The organism is Cupriavidus sp. LA-1 (assembly GCF_055385985.1).
Window position 1 is genome coordinate 2767128 of record NZ_AP031388.1, and the last position, 22649, is coordinate 2789776.

Annotated in this window: 23 protein-coding genes and 1 pseudogene; 19 read left to right on the forward strand and 5 right to left on the reverse strand. The window is 63.8% G+C overall.

Annotated elements, in window-relative coordinates:
- The first annotated feature begins 33 nt into the window (after nt 1-33).
- The 6 genes from ACZ5MJ_RS31585 to ACZ5MJ_RS31610 all read left to right on the forward strand — a co-directional run bounded on the left by ACZ5MJ_RS31585 (nt 34) and on the right by ACZ5MJ_RS31610 (nt 6639).
- Nucleotides 34-780: an SDR family oxidoreductase gene (locus ACZ5MJ_RS31585; protein WP_464225016.1), complete on the forward strand. Its 747-nt coding sequence runs from the start codon at nt 34-36 to the stop codon at nt 778-780.
- Between the two features lie 37 nt (nt 781-817).
- Complete coding sequence (locus ACZ5MJ_RS31590; RefSeq protein WP_464225017.1) at nt 818-2029, forward strand: MFS transporter; 1212 nt, start codon at nt 818-820, stop codon at nt 2027-2029.
- Between the two features lie 180 nt (nt 2030-2209).
- Nucleotides 2210-3316 (forward strand): alkene reductase, encoded by a 1107-nt coding sequence (locus ACZ5MJ_RS31595; RefSeq protein ID WP_464225018.1) that lies wholly within the window; start codon nt 2210-2212, stop codon nt 3314-3316.
- Nucleotides 3317-3616: 300 nt separating this feature from the next.
- Nucleotides 3617-4741, forward strand: a complete 1125-nt coding sequence (locus ACZ5MJ_RS31600) for a porin (RefSeq protein ID WP_464225019.1) — start codon at nt 3617-3619, stop codon at nt 4739-4741.
- A 79-nt stretch (nt 4742-4820) separates the two neighbouring features.
- Nucleotides 4821-5597 (forward strand): cupin domain-containing protein, encoded by a 777-nt coding sequence (locus ACZ5MJ_RS31605; RefSeq protein WP_464225021.1) that lies wholly within the window; start codon nt 4821-4823, stop codon nt 5595-5597.
- Nucleotides 5598-5724: 127 nt separating this feature from the next.
- Nucleotides 5725-6639 carry a Bug family tripartite tricarboxylate transporter substrate binding protein gene (locus ACZ5MJ_RS31610; protein WP_464225022.1) on the forward strand — a complete coding sequence of 305 codons (915 nt, stop codon included), beginning with the start codon at nt 5725-5727 and terminating at the stop codon, nt 6637-6639.
- Between the two features lie 27 nt (nt 6640-6666).
- Here ACZ5MJ_RS31610 and ACZ5MJ_RS31615 read toward each other — a convergent pair whose 3' ends face one another.
- Nucleotides 6667-7560, reverse strand: coding sequence for a LysR family transcriptional regulator (locus ACZ5MJ_RS31615; protein WP_464225023.1), 894 nt, complete (start codon nt 7558-7560; stop codon nt 6667-6669).
- 284 nt (nt 7561-7844) lie between these two features.
- On the opposite strand from ACZ5MJ_RS31615, the gene ACZ5MJ_RS31620 reads away from it, so the two are divergent.
- Genes ACZ5MJ_RS31620 through ACZ5MJ_RS31630 form a run of 3 tightly spaced genes read left to right on the forward strand, consistent with a single transcriptional unit; the run spans nt 7845 to nt 8875 of the window.
- Nucleotides 7845-8375 (forward strand): flavin reductase family protein, encoded by a 531-nt coding sequence (locus tag ACZ5MJ_RS31620; protein WP_464225024.1) that lies wholly within the window; start codon nt 7845-7847, stop codon nt 8373-8375.
- Between the two features lie 33 nt (nt 8376-8408).
- Nucleotides 8409-8624, forward strand: coding sequence for a CDGSH iron-sulfur domain-containing protein (locus ACZ5MJ_RS31625; RefSeq protein ID WP_464225026.1), 216 nt, complete (start codon nt 8409-8411; stop codon nt 8622-8624).
- Between the two features lie 26 nt (nt 8625-8650).
- Complete coding sequence (locus ACZ5MJ_RS31630) at nt 8651-8875, forward strand: CDGSH iron-sulfur domain-containing protein (protein WP_464225027.1); 225 nt, start codon at nt 8651-8653, stop codon at nt 8873-8875.
- A 189-nt stretch (nt 8876-9064) separates the two neighbouring features.
- Here the strand turns inward: ACZ5MJ_RS31630 and ACZ5MJ_RS31635 are convergent, their stop codons facing one another.
- The 3 genes from ACZ5MJ_RS31635 to ACZ5MJ_RS31645 form a co-directional block, all read right to left on the reverse strand.
- Nucleotides 9065-9463 (reverse strand): cupin domain-containing protein, encoded by a 399-nt coding sequence (locus ACZ5MJ_RS31635; protein WP_464225028.1) that lies wholly within the window; start codon nt 9461-9463, stop codon nt 9065-9067.
- 54 nt (nt 9464-9517) lie between these two features.
- Nucleotides 9518-10774: an MFS transporter gene (locus ACZ5MJ_RS31640; protein ID WP_464225029.1), complete on the reverse strand. Its 1257-nt coding sequence runs from the start codon at nt 10772-10774 to the stop codon at nt 9518-9520.
- Between the two features lie 257 nt (nt 10775-11031).
- Nucleotides 11032-12045, reverse strand: coding sequence for an AraC family transcriptional regulator (locus ACZ5MJ_RS31645; RefSeq protein WP_464225030.1), 1014 nt, complete (start codon nt 12043-12045; stop codon nt 11032-11034).
- Between the two features lie 353 nt (nt 12046-12398).
- Between ACZ5MJ_RS31645 and andAc the strand changes: the two genes are divergently transcribed.
- The 7 genes and pseudogenes from andAc to ACZ5MJ_RS31680 all read left to right on the forward strand — a co-directional run.
- Nucleotides 12399-13676: an anthranilate 1,2-dioxygenase large subunit AndAc gene (andAc, locus tag ACZ5MJ_RS31650; RefSeq protein ID WP_464225032.1), complete on the forward strand. Its 1278-nt coding sequence runs from the start codon at nt 12399-12401 to the stop codon at nt 13674-13676.
- Nucleotide 13677: 1 nt separating this feature from the next.
- Nucleotides 13678-14154, forward strand: coding sequence for an anthranilate 1,2-dioxygenase small subunit AndAd (andAd, locus tag ACZ5MJ_RS31655; RefSeq protein WP_464225033.1), 477 nt, complete (start codon nt 13678-13680; stop codon nt 14152-14154).
- A 12-nt stretch (nt 14155-14166) separates the two neighbouring features.
- A complete protein-coding gene (gene andAb / locus ACZ5MJ_RS31660; RefSeq protein ID WP_464225034.1) occupies nt 14167-14499 on the forward strand; it encodes an anthranilate 1,2-dioxygenase ferredoxin subunit AndAb in 333 nt (110 codons plus the stop codon).
- Nucleotides 14500-14514: 15 nt separating this feature from the next.
- Nucleotides 14515-15738 carry an NAD(P)/FAD-dependent oxidoreductase gene (locus tag ACZ5MJ_RS31665; RefSeq protein WP_464225035.1) on the forward strand — a complete coding sequence of 408 codons (1224 nt, stop codon included), beginning with the start codon at nt 14515-14517 and terminating at the stop codon, nt 15736-15738.
- Between the two features lie 61 nt (nt 15739-15799).
- A complete protein-coding gene (locus ACZ5MJ_RS31670) occupies nt 15800-17194 on the forward strand; it encodes an MFS transporter (RefSeq protein WP_464225036.1) in 1395 nt (464 codons plus the stop codon).
- 14 nt (nt 17195-17208) lie between these two features.
- A complete protein-coding gene (locus tag ACZ5MJ_RS31675) occupies nt 17209-18126 on the forward strand; it encodes a dioxygenase family protein (RefSeq protein WP_464225037.1) in 918 nt (305 codons plus the stop codon).
- Between the two features lie 91 nt (nt 18127-18217).
- Nucleotides 18218-18328: pseudogene (locus ACZ5MJ_RS31680) on the forward strand (IS5/IS1182 family transposase); the annotation flags it as partial.
- 6 nt (nt 18329-18334) lie between these two features.
- On the opposite strand, the gene ACZ5MJ_RS31685 reads toward ACZ5MJ_RS31680, so the two are convergent.
- A complete protein-coding gene (locus ACZ5MJ_RS31685) occupies nt 18335-19450 on the reverse strand; it encodes a porin (RefSeq protein ID WP_464225038.1) in 1116 nt (371 codons plus the stop codon).
- Between the two features lie 497 nt (nt 19451-19947).
- On the opposite strand from ACZ5MJ_RS31685, the gene ACZ5MJ_RS31690 reads away from it, so the two are divergent.
- From ACZ5MJ_RS31690 to ACZ5MJ_RS31700, 3 genes are read left to right on the forward strand one after another with little or no spacing between them, the layout of a single operon-like run.
- Nucleotides 19948-20979: an ABC transporter substrate-binding protein gene (locus tag ACZ5MJ_RS31690; RefSeq protein ID WP_464225039.1), complete on the forward strand. Its 1032-nt coding sequence runs from the start codon at nt 19948-19950 to the stop codon at nt 20977-20979.
- A gap of 3 nt (nt 20980-20982) precedes the next feature.
- Nucleotides 20983-21777, forward strand: coding sequence for an ABC transporter ATP-binding protein (locus tag ACZ5MJ_RS31695; RefSeq protein ID WP_464225040.1), 795 nt, complete (start codon nt 20983-20985; stop codon nt 21775-21777).
- The gene (locus ACZ5MJ_RS31700) at nt 21777-22616 is read left to right on the forward strand and encodes an ABC transporter permease (protein ID WP_464225041.1); all 840 of its coding nucleotides are present in this window, start codon (nt 21777-21779) and stop codon (nt 22614-22616) included. The genes ACZ5MJ_RS31695 and ACZ5MJ_RS31700 overlap by 1 nt, the downstream gene beginning before the upstream one ends.
- Nucleotides 22617-22649 lie beyond the last annotated feature (33 nt).

Here is a 22649-nt window from a genome sequence, read left to right on the forward strand (position 1 = left end):
CTGCTTCCAGCACTTATCTCTGTCGGAGACATCATGAAACTCGCAGGCAACACCGTATTCATCACCGGCGGCGGTTCGGGCATTGGCCGCGGCCTCGCTGAAGCGCTGCACAAGCTTGGCAACCAGGTCATCATCTCGGGCCGACGCGCGGAGCGTCTGCAGGCGACGATCGAAGCGAACCCCGGCATGCAGGCGGTATCGCTCGACATCACCGATCCGGCGGATATCGCCAGGGTCGCCGCCAGGTTGATTGCCGATCATCCCGGGCTCAACGTGCTGATCAACAACGCGGGCATCATGCTGCCCGATGGCGCCGGCGGCCCGGTCGACGACGACCTGCTGACGTCCACCGTCGAAACCAATCTGCTCGGGCCGATACGCATGACCTCGGCGCTGATCGAGCACCTGAAGACGCAAGAGGGCGCGGTCGTGGCCAATGTCAGCTCGGTACTCGGCTTTGTGCCCCTGGCCTTCACAGCCGTGTACAGCGCGAGCAAGGCGGCGCTGCATTCGTACACGCTCTCCCAACGCTATCTGCTTAAGGACAGCAAGGTCTCGGTCATCGAGATCGCGCCACCCTGGGTCCGCACCGAGCTGCTGAACAGCAGCGAGGAGGAGCGCGCGATGCCGCTCGAGGCATTCATCGCGGGCGCGATCGAACAACTGGGCACGGACGCCAACGAAATACTGGTGGGGCCCGCGGTGGACATGCGCGCCAATCCGGGACCAAACGAGCACGCCTGGGTCAACGAGTTCAACGATTCCATGGCTGCCGGTTGAGGCGCCAACCCCGGCAGTACGCACCAAGGACCTCGACATGGCTACCGCAAGCAAGATTCCGAACGCTGTCTACCTGCTCGCTCTCGGCGCCTTCGCCATCGGCACCGAAGGCTTCATGATTTCCCCGCTGCTCCCGGGCCTGGCCGCCGATTTTGGCGTGTCCATCGAGCAGGCGGGGCAACTCGTTTCCGTATTCGCGCTGGCCTACGGCATCAGCTCACCGGTGCTCACGGCTGCCACCGGAAACGTCAGGCGCCGCACGCTGCTGCTGGCGAGCATGGTCGTCTTCGCGCTGTCCAACCTGCTTGCCTGCTTTGCCCCCGGGTTCTGGTGGCTGATGGGTGCGCGCGTACTGCTGGCGCTTTCGGCCGGGCTGTTCGTGCCGGGCGCGAACGCGCTGGCGGGTGCGGTGGTCCACCCAGCGTTGCGCGGCCGTGCGATCGCTCTCGTCAATGCCGGCATCACGGTGGCGCTGACGCTCGGCGTACCGATGGGCGCCGTCATCGGCCACGCGTTTGGCTGGCGCATGACGTTCGCCGGTGTCGCGGTTCTGTCGACGATTGCGGCGATCGGGGTATATGCCGGCGTGCCGCGCGAGATCGGGCAAGGCATTGCCACGGCGACATTGCGCGAGCGCGTCTCGGTCGCCGTCCGGCCAGTCGTGCTGGGAACGCTGCTGGCTACCACGCTGTGGGCGACCGGCTCGTACACGGTCTACACGTACCTGTCGCCGCTGGTCACCAGGCTGACCACCGTGCCCGATACGCAGATCAGCCTGGTGATGCTGACATGGGGCATCGCGGCCGCCGTGGGCGTGTTCCTTGGCGGCAGCCTGAGCGACAGGCTGGGGCCGCCGCGCGTGATCGTGCCGGCCGTCGCGATCATGGGACTGGCCTTCCTGGGCTTTTCCCTTATCGCTCGGCTGGTGCAGCCGGAACATGCGATGGGCCCGGTGCTTGTCGCGCTGATCGTCTGGGGCGTGTGCGCCTGGGCGTTCTACCCCGCCCAGCAGGCACGCCTGATAGACCTGGCCGGCGTCAAGGTCGCGTCGATCGTGCTGTCGCTCAATGCTTCGTTCATGTATATCGGCTTCTCCGTCGGCGCGGCGGTGGGCGGCATGACGATGGCCCGGAGTCAGGTCGCCAATCTGGGGCTGGTCGGCGGATTCTTTGAGCTGGCATCCGTAGCGGTGACGTTGGCGATCCTGGCCCGCAACGCCAGGGTCGTGGCGTCAGGCACGCCCGCATGATGGCCACCGTCGGCTGATTGCTCACCATTGTTCCGGGCTGATCCGCATCCTGATTGCGGACACGGAAGCCCGGAACGTCCGGAGCCGGTCCGCGGCTTTCGGCGCCACATCCTTCCTTACATTGTCCTTGTCGCGTGCCCCTGGCACGCACGCCAGTTCCATCACAAGCAGGAGTTATCGATGTCCAGTCTGTTCACACCCATCCAGGTCGGTGCCTACGAGTTCAAGCACCGTGTCGTGCTGGCGCCCCTTACGCGCATGCGCGCCGGGGACGGTGCAATCCCCGGTCCGCTGATGGCCGAGTACTATGCTCAGCGCACCTCGCCCGGTGCACTGCTGATCAGTGAAGCCACCATCGCCGCGCCCAATGGCAACGGCTACCTTGGCGCACCCGGCCTTTATGACGACAGCCAGATCGCGGGCTGGCGCCTGGTCACCGATGCCGTGCATGCAAGGGGCGGCCGGATCTTCCTGCAGCTCTACCACGCGGGGCGCCAGTCGAATGCGGAAGTCCAGCCGCCGGGCAGCCAACCGGTGGGGCCGTCGGAGATCCCGCACGGCGGCGTAGCCTATACGAGGTCGGGCTGGGTGCCCAACACGCCGAATCGCGCACTGGCGATCGAAGAGATCGCGGAGCTTGTTGAAAGCTTCCGCCGTGCCGCCGAGCGTGGCCTCGAAGCCGGATTCGACGGTGTCGAGTTGCACGCCGCCAATGGCTACCTGTTCGACCAGTTCCTCCAGGACGGCAGCAACAAGCGCACCGACCGCTACGGCGGTTCGTTCGAGAACCGCGCGCGCTTCCTGCTCGAAGCCACCCGGGCGGTGATCTCTGTCTGGGGCAGCAACCGGGTCGCGGTGCGCCTGGGCCCGAGCGGTTCGTTTGGAGACATGTCCGACCGCGATCCGGAAGGCCTGTTCACCTACGTGGCCGCCGAACTGGGCAAGCTCGATCTCGCCTACCTGCACCTGATCGAGCCGCGTGTGCGGGGGAATGTCGAGGACGAGAGCCGGAACCCCGACCCGGTGGCCTCGCAACTGATCCGCAAGTTCTACCGCGGCACCATCATCGCCGCAGGTGGCTTCAAGGGCGAGAGCGCCGAGGCGATCATCGCCGCGGGCGACGCCGACCTGGTGGCTTTCGGCCGGGACTTCATTGCCAACCCTGACCTGCCTGAACGGCTGCGCCGCAGGCTGCCGCTGAACGCCTACGACCGCGACACCTTCTTCGGCGGTACGGACGTCGGCTACGTCGACTATCCATTCCACGAGGAACGCGCTGCCGCCTGACGCGGCCCTGTGGAGCATGCCTCTCCATGGGGAGAGGCATGCCGTGAAATGGCCGCTCCTGGTTCTGTTGTGGCGATATCAATCCGTGTAAACGAGATATCCCGTTCCCAGGCGGGAACACGATGGCCCATGGCGCACCCTTGTTTGGGCCAATCGTTGCAACCTAGACTTTGCTCGTTCAATCAGAACAGATAGTGCCCCGCGGATTCATAAAGCCTCCGATGGCGGCCGGCGCTGTTCAGATTCTCGGAACTAACGAAACCAGGTGAAGGGGAGGCGCGGATTTTGGAAAGAACTAGGGTGCGATGGTTTTTTCGGTATGCGATGCTTCTTGCCGCTGTCAGCCTCAGCGAGGCGCATGCCGAATCAGGTGTCCGCGTGTTTGGCCTTGTCGATGCGGGTGTGGAAGTCAGCAGTGCGGGCAAGGGCACTCAGACTCGGGTGATCTCCGGCGGGGCCGCCGGCAGCCGGTGGGGGATCGATGGGACGGAAGAACTCGGTCAGGGGCTCAGCGCCACTTTCCGTCTCGTCGGCGGATTCAGTGCGGACGACGGCCAGATGGGGCAGGGCGGACGTCTGTTCGGCCGGGAGGCGGCGGTCGGCCTGGTCAGGCGAGATGCCGGGAGTCTCCTGCTGGGGCGGCAGCCAACCCCTGTTTCGCTGACAAACTCATTTGTTGATGCCTTTTACTGGATGGGCAGCGGCGCCCTGATCTCACTGACCCGTAGCGGTGCGACGGCGGCCCAGCAAGTTCTCCCCCAGGTCGTTTCCGCGCGCGCCGATAACGCCATCAAGTACTACTCGCCTGAAGAGTGGAAAGCGCTGTCGTTCTCGGCGTTGTATGCGCCGGGAGAGAAGTCTCCCCAACTTGGCAGCACCTACGGACTATCGGCGCGCTACCTCCAGGGGGCGTGGGACCTGAATGCGGGTTGGGGGCGCCAGGACGGCGGAAACGGTGCCACAGGCCATATCACCTCATATTCCCTGGGCGGGAGCTACGACTTTCGGCTTGCCAAGGTCTATCTCGGCTTCACTGATGAAAAGAATTCCTGTACCACTTGTACAGGTTCGCTGGCCCGTGCCGCAGACAGCTTCAGGGCTTCGGTGAGCGAGTTCAGGCTGACCAACCTGGGTGTCCGTGTTCCTATCGGACGCTTTACCGCGATTGCGCAAGTGGTCCGGGTTAACGACCACTCGACCTATCAAGTGAATCCGGGAAGCAGAAATGCTACGTGGTTCGCCGTGGGCGCCGAGTATTCACTGTCCCGGCGTACCACGCTATATGGATCCGTTGGCACGATTGATAACCGAAACGGATCGATGTACGCATTGGGCAGTGGTGGTGTGCAGCAGGTTGCCAATTCCGTGGGCCCCGGCAATCCCCGTTCGACGGCAGGCGGCATAGGCATCAAACACGTGTTCTGATGCCTGGGCGACACAAGCAGTGTGCCACCCAAGGGCTCTTACCCATTGGGAGGCTGGCGATTTGAAAGAGTCAAGTTCAATGCATGTCATTACAGCAATATCCAATTTCTACTGGTCGCCGTCTACGACGATTTCGGCAGGCTACGCAATCCGTTCCGGACTGATCGGACAGGAGTACACCGACGCGTATTCCCTTGGGCTGGCCCGTGTCGATCCGGGTGGGCGAACACCAGCCGCCGTCAGCGTGCGTAACCAGGCGCTCTTCGTGATCGATGGGGAAGGCATTGCCTCGCTCGACGCAGAAGACAGCGACGTTTGCCGGGGTTCAATCATCAAGATTCCAAGTGGTGTTCTCCACGAACTACGCAATACCGGCGCGGTGCCCATGTGGCTCCTCACGATTCATGACCCGCCGCTGGAGCTGGAGGCTGGCGCTGCTGGGGCCAGTGCACGACTGGAGTCGGCCCGGCCGCGATCGGGAGGGGAATGCGGGAAGGCTGCCGAAGTCGTGGCAACCGCAGCCCTTGCCTGGAAGGCCTTTGAAGCCGAAGGCGTGGAAGGGTATGAACTGAAGCCCATGATTCTCGGTGACGAGCTTACCAATGCGTATAGCGTAGATCTGATGCGCGTGGCTGAGGGAGGGTTTTCCGCTGCGCATACGGACCATGGCAGGCATGCCTTTGCCATTCTCGAGGGGCAGGGCTGCATGGTCATCGACGGCCAGGCATTCAATTTCCAGCGGGGCGATATCGTGAAGGTGCCGCAAGGGTCCTTGCATGAATTGCGCAACCATGGCGGTACGCCACTGGAGTTTCTCGCGATCTACGATCCGCCCCGGCGTCGCAAGAGAAGCTGATTCGACACGCGCGGCCCCCGGAGCGGGGTGATGAACCAGGGACGATGGAGCGATGATGAGCAAGCGTGGGTGGCGAAACTTGGGGCGGCAAGCCGCGGTTGGGATGGCAGCACTATGCGCTTGCCTGATGGCATATGCCGAGGACTGGCCAAGTCGGCCGATCAAGCTGGTGGTTCCGTCCACGGCAGGCTCGACGCCCGATATCTTTGCCCGCATCCTGGCCGATGCGCTGCATGCGAGAATTGGCGGGACCATCGTGGTGGACAATAAGCCAGGTGCCGGAGGCGCGGTCGCAGCGAATTTCGTCGCCAAGGCATCCCCCGATGGTTATACGTTCGGGATTACGCCTCCCGGTCCGATCGGTGCCGACACACTGCTGCAGAAGCGCCTTCCTTATGACCCTGCCCGGGACCTGGCCATGGTGACGCTGGCGGTGACGCAAGCCAATGTCCTGGTCGTCCGTAGCGCGCTCAATGTGAAAGATATGGCCCAGCTGGTGCCGATGCTGGCGAGGCAGCCAGGAAAGTACACGTATGCAGCCATCGGTGCCGGTTCCATCAACCGTCTCTGCATGGAGCTCGTTGCTCAGCAAAGTGCCACCAGCATTACGCGAGTCAGCTACGCAGGTACGCCCCAGGCCATGTTGGCGATAATTAGTGGGGAGGTCGATATGGGCTGCCTTCCCGAGCAAGCCGTGGCTGCCCAGGTCCGGGCAGGAAAGCTCCGTGCGCTTGCGGTGGCTTCGGCAAAGCGTTCGCTTGTGCTGGCCGATGTTCCGACGCTGGGGGAGCTCGGGATGCCCGGTATCGAAGCAAACTCCTGGATGGGTGTCATCGCGCCCGCGGGAACCCCGGCACCAGTCATCAAACGCTTGCGAAGCGAGATTGCGCAGGTGCTATCTCAGGCTGAGACACGCGAGAAGCTGCGCACCCAGTTCATGGAGGTGGTCGCTTCGACGCCGGAATCGTTTGCCAGGACCGTCCAGGATGATGTTGCCCGCTGGAAGTTGCTGATCCGGACGCGCGGAATCAGCCTGGACTGATGCTCGGAGCCGTGCCGCGACGGAAGGCTAGCGAGGGGTGGCAGAGCTCTCGAAGCGCTCGCATAAAAAATCCACGAAAGACCGGACCTTAGGGGAAACCGTCCGGTGCTGCGGGAACACGGCGTGGATATCGCGGTCGCCGCGGCCCCACTGCGGCAGCACATGCACCAGGGCTCCGGATTCGAGGTCCGTCCGGCAAAGATAATCAGGAAGCCAGCCAATGCCCGTTCCGCCCAGCAACACCGTGCGGATTGTGCTGGTGTCATTGGCCGAGAAACGCATATGCACGTGGACCGTCTCGACCTCCGAGCCTCTGTACAGTCGCCATTCCACGCTGCCTGCAAAAATATCGAGGAGCGCGTGCCCGGCAAGGTCCGCCGGTACCGCGGGGGTGCCACGGGTGGCCAGATAGGATGGTGTCGCCACCAGCTTCAGGGCCACGGTCCCCAACCGCCTCGCTGCGAGCCGGCTGTCTTCAAGGCTGCCGGTGCGGATCACCACGTCGATTTCTTCGGCCATGGGCTCGACCTTGTGGCTTGTCAGCGTCAGTTCGACCTTCATTTCGGGGTAGCGCGCCAGGTAGTCGGGAACCAGCGGGGCGATCATCCACTGACCCGGCGTAACGGGCGCACTGACGCGCAGGAGCCCCTGCGGCGTATGCCTGATCTGGCCTACCTTCTGTTCTGCCTCCTCAACATCGGAGAGGATCCGGCGTGCGTCCTCGGCGAACAGCAGGCCCGTTTCTGTCAGTGCAAGCTTCCGGTTTGAGCGATACAGCAATGCAACGCCGAGATGCTTTTCCAATCGCGTCAGGCTGCGGCTTACCGACGATTTTGGCATGCCGAGAACATTCGCCGCCGCGCTGAGGCTCATCAGCTCACTGATCTTTGCAAATACTCTGATGTCGACAATTTCCATCATAAATAAGGGGCGTCTGTTGGAGGTCCTTGCTGCCTTGGCTACGGGGTGGAGGCCAGCGTCATGCCCATGGCGCCGCAGCTTCAAGGCAAACGCTTCTCTGTCTATAACGGCCTCCAAAAGAAGCGTCAACCAGTGTTTGCCATGACGCAGTATCCGGACCAGAAGCAGCGGGATGTTGTTCCCGCATCGGAACGTCGCTTTCCATGGCCGTGTCTTGTCTGGTCACCCGCGTCTTGCGACGATAGACCCAGGTATTTCAAATCGGAAAGACACAAGGAGGAGACATGACGCGATCACTACATATTGATCCGGAAGAGTTTCGCAAGGGCCTGCGCGCGTTCACGACCGGCGTGACAGTCGTTTCCATGGACGACGGCCATGGCGGCATGCACGCGATGACCGCGAGCTCTTTTGCCGCCGTATCCATTGAGCCGCAGCTTGTCGCAGTGAGCGTCGCAAAGACGGCCAAGTCCCACGCGCTCCTGTCTGCCGAGGGTCCCTATGCGATCAACATCCTGGGAGAGCGCCAGGCGTTCCACGGTCATTACTTTGCAAACCGTATGACCGAGAGGTGGAATCCCAGCTACGAATGGCACGAAGGAGCACCCGTGCTGGTCGGGACGATGGGCTGGTTCGTGTGCCGACGCTGGGCTGCCTATGATGGCGGGGACCATACCATCCTGGTTGGTGAGGCGCTGAAGATTCAGCGGACCGACGACCGCCCTCTGGTTTGCAGCCGGGGGGAGTTCCACGTCCTTGGCGAAAAGGTCGAAGTGGTACACCCGGATACCCTGAGCCAGACCGCGACGGCCTGAGGCCTGTCCTTTCCCTTCACGGACGATTGAAGCATGACTACCACGATTACCCTGAAAGACGATGGCCCGCTCGAGGTCAGCGGCGATTTCGAGATGGTTGATGACGCCGGGATGCCATTTCGCCGGCGCAAGTCACTCTGGCTTTGCCGTTGCGGACACACGCAGCGCCCGCCGTTTTGCGATGCATCCCACAGCGAGGCCGGCTTCCGCAGCTGCCCGCGTGCGCCGGCCACGGCGTCCATTGGTTAAGGGCGATACAGCGCCCCGGAGTCCCTATGTCCACTACCAAAATCCGCGTTATGAACTCAGGCCCCCTCCATGTGACCGGGGAGTTCAATCTCGTCGACGCCGACGGCAACCATTACCCCCACAAGGGGATCTTTTCGCTGTGCCGCTGTGGATTGTCCGCCTGCAAGCCATATTGCGATGGTTCGCATCGCGCCGAGCGCTGGGAGAGTGTCGTGCACTCGGACAAGCCCGCGGCGGCAACCGTGACTTGACGGCGGTAGTCCCCAAGCCCCCCGGAATGGGTCGTTCCGGGAGGCTGGGTTAGCGACGCCGGCGCGCTCGACGCTGGCTATGCAGATAGTCTTTCGATATTCAACGGCGCCCCCCGGAATAACCGGAGTGGGCGCCGTTGTGTTTCCACCCGAGTGCAATCAAGCGGGTGGAAGCCGGACGACGTGTGCTCAAATTGCATCGACATGGTCCACGGGAAGTACGATGCCATCCCTGGCTTTGCGTACCCGCGGCGGGTCGTAGATCGTCAACAGCACCAGCTCGCCATCCCCCACGTTGCGAACGGCATGTACGACGCCGCGAGGAATTCGCACGATCGCGCCGGGCTGCACGCGATGGCACGAGTCTGCGATGTCGATATCGGCTTCTCCGCTGAGGATGTAGAACGCATGGTTGTCCGGGTCAATGTGCTGAGGCGAGTAGCCCCCCTCGGCTACCCGGACGATGTCCATGGAATACGCATCGGTGTACTCCCCACCCAGAATATTGAAGATGAACTCGAACCCCCTGGATCCTTCGATCTGATGCGGAATCCACGGCGTGTCAGTGATGTGAGTGATGTGTTTCATGGTGTCCAGATTCCTTCGATGTCTTGCAGAAGTAGCACTTGCGGGCCGCACCAGTCATTGGCGCTGGCCCTCCTTGATAAATGCCAGGCAGATCGCCCCGAAGAGTGGCCCGGCGGCAAGCACGGCGAATGCCAGCGAGAACGAATGCTGGGCCTGATATACCAGGCCAACCAGCGCCGGGGACAGTGCCGATCCGATCTGCCATACAGCGTTTGCGACGCCGGCGGCCGATCCCGCATTCGACGGTCCGGCGTGCTCGGCCGCCATCGTGACCAGTAGCGGGCTATAGATAAATGCGCCGACACCAATGAAGGGTGCGGCGAGGCGGAAGGCGGGCAAATCGCTGAGTTGCCCGAAGGCCAGCAGTACCAGGCAGAAGAAAACGAGAGAGATGATTGCCAGCGTCTTGCGCCGGGCGCCAAAGTAATCGGAGAGCCACCCAATGGTGGGCTTTGAGATGAGGCCGGCGATCCCGGCGACCGCCAGGATATAGCCTGCCTGTACCGGCGAAATATGATGTGCCTTCCCCATCAGCGGGATAGCCCAGGAGGTAAATCCGAGGGTTCCCCAGAACGCGCCACATCCTGCCAGCGCCAGCAACAGGAAGTTTCGCGTCATCAGGGCACCCGCGCCTGCACGGAACCCGCTGTGGGAGTTCTGTGCGCTGGCGCCGGTCGCGCCGGGCTGCACCGCATCGCCGGGCTGCTCGCGGTCACGAAGAATCAAGGCGCAGCCCACTGCCAGAACCACGGCAAGGATGCCCAGGAGGCGATAGCTCGTGCGCCAGCCATAGGTCTCCACCAGCGTTGGCAGGATGGCGTTGGTTGCGATGACGGCAACCGACGACGCGCTCATGAGAAGACCCACAGCCCTGCCGCGCTCTTTTTTCTCGAACCACGTAGTCACCAGCTTGACGCCTGCAGCATAGTCCGCGCCAGCGGTCAGGCCCATCAGCGCCTGCAAGATCAGGCCAACCGTCAGGGTCGGGGTATAGGAGAAGGCGTACGTTGCGACGGCAAGGCCAACCAGCGATGCAGAGAGCGCGACGCGGCCGCCAAGGCGGTCCGTGGCGAAACCGCAGACGAAGTTGGAGAGTACGTACCCGACATAGAATGCCGTCACGAACATGCCAAGCGCCGCGAGCGGCAGGGATAGCGACTGGCCCAGGGGAATTGCCAGCGTTCCCCACGCCAGCCGACAGACGGTTGACAGGACCAGGGCGGCCCACGCAACCAGCAATACAAGCCATCTGACGCGAGAGGCCGCCCCGCGCGCGGCGGTGGGCAACTGGGCGATGGTTTCGGCATTCATTGTGTCTCCTGGCGGTTATCCATTGTCGTTGCGCGAGCAAATTCCGCTGGCTCGCACACGTCCCACAATGATGCAATGTTCTCTGGCTGAGCAAGGCACGGCGGATTGAAAACCATGTTGCGGTTCTGGAACGCGCTCGATTGTTGCCAAGCAGACGAGGCTGCGTGGCCCCGGTGGCTATCCGCTTCACCCAATGCCTTGCGGGCGTGGCAAAGGCCACCCGCGAGTTCGCCAGCCGCGGCCGCGCTTGTGCGTCGCTATGCCTGACGCTTCTGCGTATCGCTCGGCAGCTCGTTGAAACGTGCCGCGTAGTAGCCGGCAAAGCGGCCCAGGTGGCCAAAGCCGAGCTCCAGGGCGGTTTCCGTGACGCTGGCGGCAGGGTCGAGCAGCAGGCGGGCGCGCACCGCGTCCAGTCGCGCATTGCGCAGCAACTCCATCGGCGATATGCCGAAGTAGCGGTGGCACAACCCGTTCAGCGTGCGCCCGCTGATGCCCGCGGCACGCGCCAGGTCTTCGAGCGAGACCGGCGCGCCCAGGTGCGATTCAATGTAAGCGACCAGCGCGTCCATCTGGCGGGTGCCGCGGGCGTGCTCCTGTCCTGGCGCCGGCTGGCCGTGGAGTGCCGCCTGCAGCGGCAGGGGGAGCGACGAGGCGCCGGCCGGCTGGTGCAAGAGCAGAAACAGGGCAAGGTTGCGTTCCAGGTGTCCCACCCAGTTGGCGTGGATCGGCGAATCCCCCCCGCACGACAGCAGGTTCAGCAGCGCATGCGCGATCAGTTCCCACTGGGCTTCCAGCGCACGCGGCAGGAGGAATCCGGATGCGAGTAACGGGGTTTTATCGGTTTCACCGCCGCTGGCCTCGACCAGCAGGCTGTGCGGGACCCTGACAATGAACTGCTGATTGCCAGGACTCCAGCGCAGCCGGATACGGTCTTTCGGGGAGAGCACTGCTGTGCGGCCTTCCGCGACCCACAGCCGTTCACCGTCACACTCGATCTCCGCACCGGCGCCGAGCGAGGTATGCACCAGGGAGAATTGTTCGAACGGTCGCGCGGACACCTCGACCTCGGGGCCGTAGCGGAGCGCATAGATTCTCAGCCGGTCGAGCTCGCCCTTGAACATGGCCGCGTCAGGCGCGCCGGACTTCCAGCGCAGCACGTGGTCGGTGAGTTCGCGGGCGACGTGGTCGTGCGCCTCTACGCGCAAATCCGATTGAAACAGCGGATTGCTGTAAAGCGCGGCAAGGGCGGGGGTCCGCGGTGAAAGTGGCATGTTCTGTCCCCGTATTCCGGCTTTGCGGCAGTGTCGAAGTAGCACATACGCCACTGCGCTGAAACCGCCGTGAAGCCCGGAATGGTCTGCAGGGGTCGACTGCCCCGTTTTATGCATCGCATCTTGCCATAGCGCCGGCGGCATGGGTAGCGCCGCCCGGTGACCGACTTGCCAATCCTGCCTGAATCGGACTGCCGGCGGCGCATTGCATGCCATTTCCGGACAGGCCGCGTGGCGGCCGCCAGAAACGGACCGCGCAGCCGCGAAAGTTCACCGATTCCGGATAGGCCGGCGGGCAGTGGCTTCCTACACTCAGCCCATCCCCCAACACCCATCAATTCGCGGAGACAGCCATGTCAGATTCCTCCCAGGTGGCCGGATGCGCTAGCAGCCGGAAGGTTTCGTTCCCGCAGCCAGACGGCTCGTGCGTCCCCTACAGTGTGTTCAGCTCGCAGGAGGTCTACGAGCGGGAGCAGGAGCGAATCTATCGCGGGCCGTACTGGAGCTTTGTGGCCCTGGCCAGCGAGATTCCCAATCTCAACGACTTCAAGAGCACCTTTGTCGGCGACACGCCCGTGGTGGTCACGCGCACGGCAAGCGGTTTCGCTTGCTGGGTCAACCGCTGCGCGCACCGCGGTGCGATGGTATGCCGCGAGAAGCATGGCAACGCCGAGTCGCATACCTGTGTCTACCATCAGTGGAATTACTCCTGCGAGGGCGACCTGCAGGGCGTGCCATTCCGCCGCGGACAGAAGCAGGGCACCATCACCCTCGCCGGGATGGCCAAGGCCTTCGATGCGTCGCGGCACGGACTGCAGAAACTGCGCGTGGAAGAATACCGGGGGCTGCTGTTCGCCACGTTCAGCGACGAGGCACCCCCGCTGGCCGACTACATCGGCCCCGAGATGCGTCCGTGGGTCGACCGTGTCTTTCACAAGCCTGTCGTCTACCTGGGCTGCACGCGCCAGTACTCGAAGTCGAACTGGAAGCTCTACTTCGAGAACGTCAAGGACCCGTACCACGCCAGCCTGCTGCACCTCTTCCACACCACCTTCAACATCTTCCGGGTCGGCATGAGCGCTCGCTCCATCCCGGATGCCGCGCATGGCCTGCATAGCCTGATCACGGTGACCAAGCCGAAGGTCGACGCCGACACCGCGGCAGCCTATACCGACCAGAAGATCCGCTCGATGCAGGACGGCTTCGCGCTGGAGGACCCGTACGTACTGGCACAGGTCCCGGAGTTCGAGGAAGACTGCACCAACCACATTCAGCCGATCTTTCCGCAACTGGTTATCCAGCAGATCCACAACACGCTGGTGGCACGCCAGCTGCTGCCCAAGGGTCCCAACAGTTTCGAGCTGGTGTTCCACTTCTTCGGCTACGAGGACGACACCCCCGAGCTGCGCGAGCTGCGCCTGCTGCAGGCCAACCTGGTGGGGCCGGCAGGCTACATCTCGATGGAGGACACCGAAGCCACCGAACTGGTGCAGCGGGGCACCGTGCGGGATGGTGACAAGACCTCCTACATGGGCATGGGCCTGGATGCGCCCGAGCAGACCAACAGCAATATCACGGAAAACCTGATTCGCCGCTTCTGGGCCGGCTATCAGCGTGCAATGGGGTACTGAGATGGAAAACAACCTGCAGCTATGGGCGGAACTGAGCGCGCTGCAACACCGCTACGTTCACGCCATTGACAACGACCTGCTGGAGACCTGGCCAGCCTTCTTCACCGAGGACGGCACGTACACCATCATTTCGCGCGAGAACGCGGACCGGGGCCTGCCCGCGCCCATCATTCATTGCCGCAACCAGAAGATGATGCGCGACCGCGTGGTGGCGCTGCGTCACGCCAACATCTATGAAGCGCACGGCTACCGGCATGCGCTGGGCGGGCTGGTGATCGAATCCGCGACCGACGACGAGATCCGCACGGTATCGAGCTATATCGTCGTCAACACCGGTGCGGCGGGCGATTCTACCGTGTACCAGGCCGGGGTCTACCGCGACATCGTCGTCAGGCAGGACGGCGCATGGCGCTACCGGGAAAAGCGGGTCATCTACGACACCTCGCGAGTCCAGACCCTTCTGGCTACGCCGATCTAGGAGCGCATCACCATGAGCAACTGGCATGACGTCGGCGGGACCGACGAATTCATAGACGAAGAGCCGCGCGCGGTCGAGGCGGCGGGCATATCGATTGCCGTGTTCCGCGTCGGGGACGAGCTGTTTGCGCTGCACGACCTGTGCACCCATGAGCGAGTGCCCTTGTCCGAAGGCTTTGTCGAGGATGGCTGCGTTGAGTGCCCGCTGCACCAGGGCCTGTTCGACCTTCGCACCGGCGCGGCGCGCAAGGCCCCCTGCGTGACGCCGGTCCAGACCTATCCGGTGCAGGTGGCAGAGGGCAGGGTGCTGATCCAGGTGCTGCCGCCCGTGGTTGCCTTGTCCTGAGGGCGGAGGACCGTCATGCATAAGGAACCGACGACCATTATCATCATCGGTGCCGGCCAGGCTGGCGCCTGGGCGGCGCGCACGCTGCGCGACGAGGGCTTCGATGGCCGCTTGCTGCTGATTGGCGACGAGCCGCACCCGCCCTACGAGCGTCCGCCACTTTCCAAGGCGGTGCTGGCCGGTGAGGCCGCACCTGAAAGCCTGCACCTGCTCGATGCCACGGCGCTGGCCGCCTTGTCGATCGAATGGCAGCCAAACACACAGGTGGTGCGGCTGGACCGGACGGACCGGCGGGTGCTGCTGGCCGACGGTGGCGCAATCCGCTATGACAAGCTGATTCTTTGTACCGGCGGCAGGGCGCGTGCGCTTGACGTGCCTGGCGCCAGCCTGCCGGGCGTGCATACGCTGCGCACCATCGACGACGCGCAACGGCTGGGGCCCGCGCTGCGGCGCGGTGCGCGCGTGGCCGTCGTGGGCGGCGGCTGGATCGGGCTGGAAGTGGCGGCAACTGCGAGCCAGCGCGGCGCCGTCGTCACCGTGATCGAGACCATGGGCAGGCTGTGCGAGCGCAGCGTGCCGGAGGCCTTGTCTGCGCACCTGCAGGCGCTGCATGCCGCTCAGGGCGTGGAAGTGCTGCTGGGCGCAGCGGTGGCGAGCTTTGCCCCTGGCGCGGCTGGCGGGCTCGATGTCATGCTGTCCGATGGCCGCGCGATCGGCTGCGACGCCGCGGTGGTCGGCATTGGCCTGGTGCCCAACGACGAACTGGCGCGCGGCGCCGGGCTGGACTGCGAAGGCGGCGTTCTGGTCGACGCGCAATGCCGTACGTCCGACCCCGATATCTTCGCCGCCGGCGACGTCGCCGTCGCGCGCAACAGCTGGGCCGGGCGCAGATTGCGGCTTGAATCCTGGCAGAACGCCCAGGAGCAAGGCATTGCCGCTGCCAGATCCGCGCTGGGGCGCGATATCCATTACGACCCGCTGCCCTGGTTCTGGTCCGACCAGCATGGCACCAATCTTCAGATCTACGGCGTGCCGTTGCCCTCGCACCAGGTGGTGGTGCGCGGTGATCCGGCGACCGGCAGCTTTGTCTTCTTCTATCTCGAGGGCGAGCGGGTGATGGCTGCGCTGGGAGGCAACGCCGCGCGCGACCTGCGCTTCGCGCGCCGCCTGATCGAGAAGCGAACGCCGGTCACGGCGCAGGACCTCGCCGATCCGGGCGTGTCCCTGGCAAAGCTCTGAGGGTGCCCGCCGGGCCGCATTCGGTCACGCAGTCAGATACTCAGAAAAAAACGAGGAGACCATGAGACAGATCGACATCCAACGAATGGCCAGCGAGGCCAGGCTCAATGCCTTTCACTATGGCGTGCTGGGCTGGTGCGCGCTCATCATCATTTTCGACGGCTATGATCTGGCCGTAGCCGGCATTGCCTTGCCGTCGATCATGAAGGAAATGGAGATCCGGCCGGGGCAGGCTGGCTTGCTGGTAAGTACCGCGCTGTTCGGCATGATGTTCGGCAATATCCTGCTCGGCACCATTGCCGACCGGATCGGCCGGCGCTGGGCCATTGCCGTCTGCATCGCGCTGTTCAGCGTGTTCACCGCCGCCGCGGGTCTCTGCAGCAACCCGCTGTTGTTCGGCGCGGCGCGCTTCCTGGCCGGCGTCGGCATCGGCGGCGTCATGCCGAACGTGATTGCACAGATGACGGAATACGCGCCGCAGCGCGTGCGCAGCACGATGGTCACGCTGATGTTCAGCGGCTACTCGGTCGGCGGCATGCTGGCGGCGGTGCTCGGCAAGAACCTGATCGAACGCTACGGCTGGCAGTCGGTGTTCCTGGCCGCCGGCTTGCCGCTGCTGCTGATTCCGCTGGTCCTGAAATCCATGCCGGAATCCGTGCCATACCTGATCCGGCGCGGCCGCACTGACGAGCTCAAGCGCCTCGCGGCCAGCATCGACCCGGCTTATCGGGCCGACGCCAGCGACCGCTTCGTTGCCGTCGACGCCGACGTGGCGGGCGCGGCACCCGCGGCGCCCATCAACCAGCTCTTCCAGCAAGGGCGCGCGTTAAGCACGCTGATGTTCTGGCTGTCTTGCTTCATGTGCCTGTTCATGGTCTACGCGCTCAGCTCCTGGTTGACCAAGCTGATGGCCAGCGCCGGCTATAGCCTGGGATCCGCGTTGACGTTTGTGCTGGTGCTCAATCTCGGCGGCATGATCGGTGCCATTGGGGGCGGCTGGCTGGCGGACAGATTCCATATCAAGTACGTGCTGATCGGCATGTACGTACTCGCCGCGGTGTCGATCACGCTGCTGGGGCATCCCGTGTCGACCGGTTGGCTGTATCTGCTGGTCGGCCTTGCCGGAGCCTCCACCATCGGCACGCAGATCGTCGGATGTGCATACGCCGGCCAGTTCTATCCCAACGGCATCCGCGCCACGGGTATCGGCTGGACCCTTGGCATGGGCCGGGGCGGTGCCATCCTGGCGCCGATCGTGATTGGCATCCTGGTTGCGATGGGCTTGCCGCTTGCGCAGAACTTCATTGCCATCGCCGTGCCCGGGCTGGTCGCGGCGGTGGCGGTGCTGATGATTGACCACGGCCGGTCCGCCTCGGCGGCCGCCGGGCCGGGCAAAGCCGCAGGCACCGCCAGGATGGCCGATGCCCCGCGAAACCCTGCAAGTTCCAACACCTGAGGAGATTAAACATCATGGCTGAATACACCCCTTCCGAACTTCTGGCGCTGGTCAATTCCAGCCAGGTCAGCGCTGGCGATGAGCGTGTGCGCGCCATTACGGCCCGCATTGTTGCCGACCTGTTCCGGACCATCGAGGCATTTGAGGTGAGGCCCGACGAATTCTGGTCTGCCATGAAGTGGCTGACCCGCCTGGGCCAGGCCGACATGGTGGGCTTGATTACCGCCGGCCTCGGCTTCGATCGCCTCCTTGACATTCTCGAGGAGGAGGCTGACCAGGCGGCCGCACGCTCGCAAGGCACGCCGCGCGCCATCGAAGGTCCGCTTTATGTTGCGGGCGCACCGGTATCCCAGCGCGAAGTGCGACTGGATGAAGGTAACGAAGGCAAGGGCGAGCTGCTGGTGATGGAAGGCCGCGTGCTCGGACTGGACGGCCAGCCAGTGCCGTACGCGATGGTCGATGTCTGGCATTGCAACGAGCTGGGTCGCTATTCTCACTTCGACCCGAGCCAGCCCGACTACAACCTGCGCCGCTGCATCGAAACGGATGCCGAGGGCAACTACCGCTTCCGCAGCTTCCTGCCGCCGGGCTACGCGATTCCGCCGGACAGCCCGGTGTCCGAGCTGTTCGCGCTGCTGGGCAGGCATGGCAACCGGCCCGCCCACATCCATTTCCTGGTCTCGGGCCGTGGCAAGCGGGCACTGACGACGCAGGTCAATATCCCCGGCGATACCTTCCTGGACGACGATTTTGCCTTCGCTACCCGTGACGGCCTGATCGTGTCACTGGAAAAGGTGGAGCGTTCGACCGACTATGCATCGCTCGGCGTGACGGGACCGTTCAGCCGGGTTCGCTTTGACTTTGTGCTGCAGGACGCCCTGAACGAGGCGGAAACCATCGCGGCCAGCCGTTACCAGACCGCTGCGGGTTGAGCGCGCCATGGCGATGCGGCCACTGCCGTTTCGGATCTGCAACTAACACGATGTGCCGGCGCCCGGGATGACTCGCGGGCGCCGCCTAGGTGAGCACATGCCTCGCGTCAACAAGCCCCGGTTCGGCCATATGGGGGTGCGCCATCGTGGAAGGGTAAAGGGCACGCAGCAATTGCGCTCACTGTTTGCCCTGAGCAGTCTCAGTCGGTCAGAACTTATGCCGGATCCCTGCCACTGCAGTTACCTGCGACTTGGTGGACGACGGCGAGAGCGTATAGATCTGCGCGTAGGTCGCGTCTCCCGCCGCCCGCTGATAGATCCCGACCAGGAACAGGTCAGTACGCTTGGACAGGAAGTAGTCCGCGCCAAGGTTGACCTGGTGCCATTTCGGCTGGCTGCCGCCGGGCTGGTACTCGCCCCAGGTGTAGATATAGGCGGCACCCAGCAGCAGGTTGGGCGTGATGTAGTCGGTCACGGAGATCTCGCCGTTGTTGACCGTCAGCCTTGTATTGTCCAGGTAGTCGAAGCGCACATTGGTATACAGCGCCGATACCCCCACCTTGCCAAACTGGTAGGCGCCTCCAGCGCCGAAGATGCGCTGATGGTCGACCTTGGCCCCGCTGGCTTTGCTCGTCACGAACGGAGAAGTGAAGCCATAGTCGCCAACCACCGCGCCCGACTGGTTGCTCGCGCTGTTGGGCGTGTTCAGCTCCTCGTAGGCAATGCCCAGCGAAAGATCATTGCGCTTGTAGGAAACCCCGAGGCTGTACGCGTTGTTGGAGCGGAAGTCGTCCGGCTTTTCGCCGAGACTCATCATGCCGGCGAATTGCAGGCCGCCGTAGGAAGGGCTCTTGTAGGCGATCGTGTTGTTGACGCGGAAGGTATTGAAGACGTTGTCGCTGTCGCCGATGTGCGTGCCGAACGCGGCGAACTGCGTAGCCGATTCATAGGACCACAATGTCGCCGCGGGCAGGTCATACTGCCGGCCCAGGCTGATGGCGCCAAGGGTCGGCGACGACATGCCGACGAATGCCTGCCGGCCAAACAGGCGGCCGCCTTGCGACAAGGTACCGGTGTCGATGGCGAAGCCACCCTCCAGCGTATAGAAGGCAGTGTTCCCGCCCCCCAGCTCTTCCGTTCCCCGCAGGCCCCAGCGCGGCGTCTGCATTGGGCCGTTCGCCAACTGCACCTGGGAATGGCCGTTCTGGTTATTGGCATACAGGATGCCAGTCGAAATCAGGCCATACAGATTCACGCCGCTTTCTGCATGAGATGCCGGGCACGCCAGTAGCGTGGCGGTGGCGGCTATGACACATCGCTTCATGGTGACTTTCCTGTCGAGTGATGAATAAGCGCAGCCCTCCCCGTGTGCATCGGGTGCACAGGGGATCAGGTAGAGACGGGAGCTGGATTGGGGGAGAGGGGCGTGCCCGCTATGGGCGGATCAATCCATGAAACGGCGGGGCCGTGCGGCGAAATGCTCTTGTCATGTTTCTTCCTCTCGAATCTCTTTATTGGTGAGATTTGAAGAGCATTCTCCACGCAGAAGAACCGCCGCAGGAAGCACCGATTTTTGTCACCGCCGAGCGAATTATTCGCTCGGCGTGACCTGTAGTGCTCAGCTTTGTGCACCATGATGGCGTGGCACGGAGCGCTTCTGGTGCAGGGCGTGCACGGAAATAGCGCTCTAATTTTGGCATCGCTTGCGCTCTAAAATCAGTTCTTGTTAGAGCACCACCTCAACCTCAAAATAGCCTCAACACGAGATCCCGCTGGCACTGCCAGGCCAGCGCAATGAGACAGCTATTAAAGGAGATGGAGATGCCACGATTAGAGAATCCTGGTCGCCGCCGTGTGCTGCAAACGTCCTTGTTGGCGGGCGGGCTGGCTGCCTCCGGTGCGTTGCTGTCGGTGCGCGCGCTCGCCACCGAGCGCGCCGCGGTCAGCATGCAGCTGGGCTGGGTGCCCGGCGGCAATCAGGTGGGCGAGGTGGTGGCCAAGCGCCTCGGCTACTACGAGCAGGAGGGCATCGACTTCAAGATCCAGCCCGGCGGCCCCAATATCGATGGAGTAGCCATCGTGGCCTCGGGGCGCGGCGAGGTCGGGCAGATATCTTCCAGCCCTTCGGTGATGCTGGCGGTGTCGGAAGGGCTGCCGGTCAAATGCTTCGCGGTCGGCCTGCAGCAGCACCCCTATGCTTTCTTCTCGCTCAAGAAGACGCCGATCCGTTCTCCGCAAGACATGATCGGCAAGCGCATCGGCATCCAGGCTACCGGCCTGGTGCTGCTCAAGGCCCTGCTGGCCAAGCACAAGATCACCGAGAGCCAGGTCAACATCGTGCCGATCGGTGCCGACATGATGCCGCTGCTGAGCGGACGGGTCGATGCGGTGACCGGCTGGCAGACCAACATTTCGGCGCTCAAGGCGCTGGGTGCGGACCGCGTCGACCTGAGCCTGTGGGACTCGGGCGTGCGCCTCTATGCGCTCCCCTATTACGCGCACACCAACACCCTGCGCAACCATCCGGAGGTGCTGCAGCGCTTCCTGCGCGCGACCGCGCGCGGTTGGCTCTACGCCAACAAGAACCGTGACCAGGCGGTCGAGCTGCTGCTCAAGGATTACCCCAGCCTGAACCACGCGGACGAGCGTGCCTCCATTGATTCGCTGATGGGCTATGCCTTCAACAAGGAAAGCGGCACCCAAGGCTGGGGCGCCATGGACCCGGCCGTATGGCAGGAGCAGATCTCGCTGTACGCGCAGCTCGGGCAGTTCCGTGCGCGCGCGCCCAGGCTGGAGGATGTCATGACGCTGGACATCCTGCAGGCCACCAAGTCCGCCCGACTGACGGTGTAAACCATGCTAGCTACTCAATCCAATTCCGAGCGCGTGCCGCTGTCGATCAGTTGCCGCGATATCAACGTCCGCTTCTTCACCGACCGCCGCAGCACCACCGCCATTGCGGGCCTGAGCCTCGACGTGGCCAGCGGAGAGTTCCTCACGCTGCTCGGCCCTTCGGGCTGCGGCAAGTCCACTTTCCTGCGCGTGGTGGCCGACCTGGTCAAGCCCAGCCGTGGCGAGATCCGCGTGCTCGACGCGGCGCCGCAGGTGGCGCGGGCGCGACGCGACATCGGCTTTGTGTTCCAGGACGCCGCACTGCTGCCATGGCGCACCGCGCTGCAGAACGTCGAGTTGCCGCTCGAGGTTGCCAACGGCCGCGCGCGCGCCGGCCGCGCGACACCGCGCGAGCTGCTGGAACTGGTCGGCCTGAAGGGGCGCGAGGATGCCTTCCCGCACGAAATGTCGGGCGGCATGCGGCAGCGCGTGGCGATTGCCCGGGCGTTGGTCAGCGATCCGAAAGTGCTGCTGATGGACGAGCCGTTCGGCGCGCTCGACGAGATTACGCGCGACCGGCTCAACGAGGAACTGCGCCGGGTCTGGCGGGAAATGGGGCTGACCATCCTGTTCGTGACCCACAGTATCCACGAGGCCGCGTTCCTCGGCCAGCGCGTGCTGCTGCTGGCGGCCAATCCGGGCCGGGTCAGGGAGATCGTGCCGGTCACCCTGCCCGAGGACCGCACCCTCGATATCCGCGAGACGCCTGAATTCGTACAACTTAGCGCGCATCTGCGGCGCGTGCTGGAGACCTGCTGATGAGTACATCGGAAATGAAGCTTGACTTGCCAGGCGTAGGCCCGGACACCGAAGCCGACGCCTGGTTCGCCAGCCGCCGCCGCCGTATCTGGCGCGCGCGTGCAATGCCCGCGTTGGGCATTGCCGGACTGCTGTTCGCCTGGTGGGCGGTGGTGGTGGGCTTTGGCATCAAGCCCTTTATCGCGCCATCTCCCGGCCTGGTGCTGCAGACCTTGTTCGACAAGCGCGACGTGCTGCTGCACAACCTGATTCCCACCGCGATCGAAGCGGCCGGCGGCTTCCTGCTGGGCAATCTGCTTGCCATCCTGCTGGCAACGGTCTTTGTCCACAACAAGACGCTGCAGGAGATCTTCTACCCGGTCGCGGTCATAATCAATTCCATCCCGGTGGTGGCCAAGGCGCCGATCCTGGTGCTGATCATGGGCAACGGCATCGAGCCGAAGATCACCATCGCCGCCATCGTGTGCTTCTTCCCCACGCTGGTGAACATGGTGCGCGGGCTGGAGGCCGTCAATCCGCAGTCGCTGGAGCTGATGCAGGTGTTGTCGGCCAGCAAGCGCGAGATTTTCTTCAAGCTGCGCCTGTTCAACTCGCTTCCCTATCTGTTTTCCGCGCTGCGCATCGCCGCGTCGATGTCGGTGATCGGCGCGGTGGTCGGTGAATGGGTCGGCGCCACCGAAGGCATCGGCGCCATGATCATCCAGGCCACCTATGCGTTCGACTCAGCCCTGCTGTACGCGGCAATCGTCATGTGCGCGGTGATGTCCGGGACCTTCTTCCTGGCGATCGCGGCGACCGAGCGCTGGCTCATCAAGTGGCAACCCGAGAACGCCCATTGAGCACGGCACTACAACAACAATTTCGAGGATAGC